At 45.6% G+C, this 215-nt stretch carries 1 protein-coding gene; it reads left to right on the top strand.

The window, feature by feature from the left end; genetic code table 11:
- A partial coding sequence (locus tag ACH2AZ_RS12595) for a hypothetical protein (RefSeq protein ID WP_394908115.1) occupies positions 1–215 on the top strand: 215 nt, incomplete at both ends.

A 215-nucleotide genomic window follows, 5' to 3' on the forward strand; every position in this document is an offset into this window, starting at 1 on the left:
GAGATCAATTACAGCTTTGTTTGGACATTAGATGGCGGAGTATTGCCAGAAACAGGATCAAGCATTGAGGTAACATCAGCCGGAACCTATACGGTAACGGTAACCGATGTATTCTCTAACTGTGAGAGTAGCTCAAGTGCTAGCTTTACAGCAGGTAACCCACCAGAGTTCGATGTAATTCCGTTGACTTTAGCCTTCGATGAGCAACACTCGGC

The sequence above is a fragment of the uncultured Mesonia sp. genome, assembly GCA_947499595.1.
Lineage (GTDB): Bacteria > Bacteroidota > Bacteroidia > Flavobacteriales > Flavobacteriaceae > Mesonia > Mesonia sediminis.